General features: G+C 73.5%; 3 protein-coding genes and 1 pseudogene. All 4 read right to left on the reverse strand.

The annotated features are described in order from the left end of the window. Nucleotides 1-188 (reverse strand): annotated as a pseudogene (locus tag AB0O00_RS34835) (hypothetical protein); the annotation flags it as partial. Between the two features lie 67 nt (nucleotides 189-255). Next, nucleotides 256-1293: an agmatine deiminase family protein gene (locus AB0O00_RS34840; protein ID WP_363658691.1), complete on the reverse strand. Its 1038-nt coding sequence runs from the start codon at nucleotides 1291-1293 to the stop codon at nucleotides 256-258. Nucleotides 1294-1575: 282 nt separating this feature from the next. Then, the gene (locus AB0O00_RS34845; protein ID WP_363658693.1) at nucleotides 1576-2154 is read right to left on the reverse strand and encodes a TetR/AcrR family transcriptional regulator; all 579 of its coding nucleotides are present in this window, start codon (nucleotides 2152-2154) and stop codon (nucleotides 1576-1578) included. Between the two features lie 44 nt (nucleotides 2155-2198). Beyond that, nucleotides 2199-2495, reverse strand: a complete 297-nt coding sequence (locus AB0O00_RS34850; RefSeq protein WP_363658695.1) for a hypothetical protein — start codon at nucleotides 2493-2495, stop codon at nucleotides 2199-2201. Nucleotides 2496-2698 lie beyond the last annotated feature (203 nt).

A 2698-nucleotide genomic window follows, 5' to 3' on the forward strand; every position in this document is an offset into this window, starting at 1 on the left:
CACTCGGCGCCGAAGCGCCGGGCGCCGGGGCCGCCGGGCTGCTGGGTGGGGGCGGTGCCGTCCCCGGGGTTGGCGGCGCCGGCGCCGTCGGGGTCGTCGAGGTCCGAACAGGCGGTCAGGCCGAGGGCGAGGACGCCGGCACCGGCGAGGGAGCGCAGGACGATGCGGCGGGACGGGTCGGTGGGCATGCGTGATCTCCGATGGGGTCGGGTTCTGCGTGCGGGTGTGAGGGGTGATGGGTGTGGACGGTGACGGCTACGGCAGCGGCTCGTGCATGGTCGAGCAGTGGATGCCGCCGCCCCCGGTCATCAGGCGGTCGACGTCGATCTGCACCACCTCGCGGCCGGGGAACGCCGCGGCCAGCGCCTCCCGCGCGGCGGCGTCCTTGTACGCGTCGCCGAACTGGGCCGTGATGACACCGCCGTTGACGACGTGGAAGTTGAGGTAGGAGTCGACGAAGTTCGAGCTGCGCGAGCGGACGGTGTCCGGGCCGTGCACGGGGATCACCTGGAGGCGGCGGCCGCGGGCGTCGGTGGCGGAGGAGAGGATCGCGAACTGCTCTCGGGCGTCCTTGGCCCACGCGTCGTTGCGGTCCGCCGGCGGGAGCTGCACCATGACGACGCCCGGGCGGACGAAGCGCGAGGTGACGTCCACGTGGTCGTCGGTGACGTCCTTGCCCTTGATCCCGGGCAGCCAGATCATCGTGTCCGCGCCGTAGGCGTCGAGGACGGCGTCCTCGATCTCGTCCCGGCTCATGCCGCGGTTGCGGTTCTTGTTGACCAGGCTGCTCTCGGTCGCCATGACGGTGCCGTCGCCGTCCGTCTCCACCGCGCCGCCCTCGCCGACGAAGTCCGCGTAGGAGTGGCGCAGGCCGCGGCGCGCGGCGATGCGCTCGGCGGCGAGGGCGTCGTCGTCGTGGATCTGCTTGTTGCCCCAGCCGTTGAAGTTGAGCACGACGGCGTCCAGGCCGCCGTAGCCGTCCCGGCGGAACACCGGGGCGATGTCGCGCATCCACAGGTCGTCGGTGGGGATGGCGGTGGTCACCTCGACCGCCGGGCCGCACTTCGCGCGGGCCTTGCCGGCGGTGTAGTCGTCCGGGGCGCACATGACGACGGGCTCGAACTCGGCGATCGTGCGGGCGATCAGCGCGATGTCGTCCTGCACCCCGCCCAGGCGCAGGCCCCACACGCCCCGGCGGGAGGGCCAGGACATCCAGGTCCGCGCGTGCGGAGCGTCGTCGGCGGGCACCCAGGGGAAGTTCCCGGTGGAACGGTCATCACGGTAGTGGCTCATGAGGGTCTCCAGATCGTGCGACGGTGCCGGGGAGGGTGCGGGGAGCCGCCGGGTCCACTCTTCGCGCCGCTCCACTCTCTGCGCTGCGGCGAACCGGCGCACCACGGAACGGGCGGGCGGCACCACCCGGCCCTGCGGGTGTCGGATGCTGCGGGTGTCGGGCTGCGGCCCAGGGTGGCACTGACTGAAAAATCAGTCAAATCTTTGGGCAAGCCCTGACGGAAAGGGGCACAGGCGTGTACGGAGCGCGACAGGGGCCCTGTCATCAACCCCTCGGGCTCTTCAGGAGCCGAGCCGCGCCACCTCGGCGTCGATCGCGTCGACCATGAGCGTGCGGGCGTGCGCCAGCGGGAGGCTGCCGCTGAGCCAGCGCACGCTCAGGCCCTCCAGCAGCGCGGTCAGCCGCTCGGCGGCGCCGGCCAGCGCGACCGCCGACGACATCGGCCGCACGACGCCCAGCAGTTCGGCGATCTCCTGCACCCACACCCGGGTGGCCCGGGCCAGGTCCTCGCGGAGCGTCTCGTCGAACACCGCGCTCGCCCGCAGCTCGCCCCAGGCGGTGCTGTTCTCGCGCACCTCGACGCTGTCCTGGAGCTCCAGCAGCAGCGTCTGCTCCAGCTCCTCGCGCGGCGTCAGCGGCGGCGCGTCCGCGGCACGTTCGGTCGTGTAGCGCTCGGCCCGGTCGTTGATGAACTCCAGCGTCTGCCGGAGGATCCCGGTGCGGTCCTTGAAGTGGTAGTAGATCAGCGCGGTGGACACCCCCGCCTCCGCGGCGAGCTCCTCCACGCGCAGTCCGCGCACCCCGCGCCGCGCGATCACCCGCGCGGCTGCTTCCATGATCGACGTTTTACGACTGGCCACGATCCACCACTGTACCGGGCGCGGCCCGCCGCCTGAAAAGCGCGTCAGCCGGGGCGGCCGCCGAGCGCCCGGCCCAGGAGCCAGCAGCAGCGCCGGGCGACCCGGCACCACGTCCGGGCCACCTCGCCGACGACCAGGTACCACCCGATCCCGAACGGCAGCGCGATGGCGAACCACGACGGCGGGGCCAGCTCCCCCGGCCGCTGCGCGCCCTCGCGGGCCCACCGGCGGCACCGCTCGGCGCCCCGGCCCGTCCAGGCGGCGCAGCGTTCGGCACGATCGGCCCAGCGGGCGGAGGCGAGCAGGAGCCGGGCGTACAGGTCGTCGCGGCGACCGGTCATCCGGACGGCTCCGGGCGGGCTTGGCGCGGCCGGGCTCTGTGGGGCCGGGCTCTGTGGGGCCGGGCTTGGTGCGGCCGGGCTCTGTGCAGCCGGGGGAGGGCGTCGGGCGGGATCCTGGTGGGCATCGTTCGGACCATGGCTCGGGGTCTCGTTCGGGGCCCTGTTCAGGGCCTTCTTCGGGATCGTCCTGGTTCCAGCCTGCC

The organism is Kitasatospora sp. NPDC093558 (assembly GCF_040683475.1).
In the GTDB taxonomy this organism is placed as follows: domain Bacteria; phylum Actinomycetota; class Actinomycetes; order Streptomycetales; family Streptomycetaceae; genus Kitasatospora.

Excerpts from the sequence above, each read along its gene's own strand:
- AB0O00_RS34840 (WP_363658691.1), bottom strand. The coding sequence starts at position 1,293 with ATGAGCCACTACCGTGATGACCGTTCCACCGGGAACTTCCCCTGGGTG.
- AB0O00_RS34850 (WP_363658695.1), bottom strand. The coding sequence starts at position 2,495 with ATGACCGGTCGCCGCGACGACCTGTACGCCCGGCTCCTGCTCGCCTCC.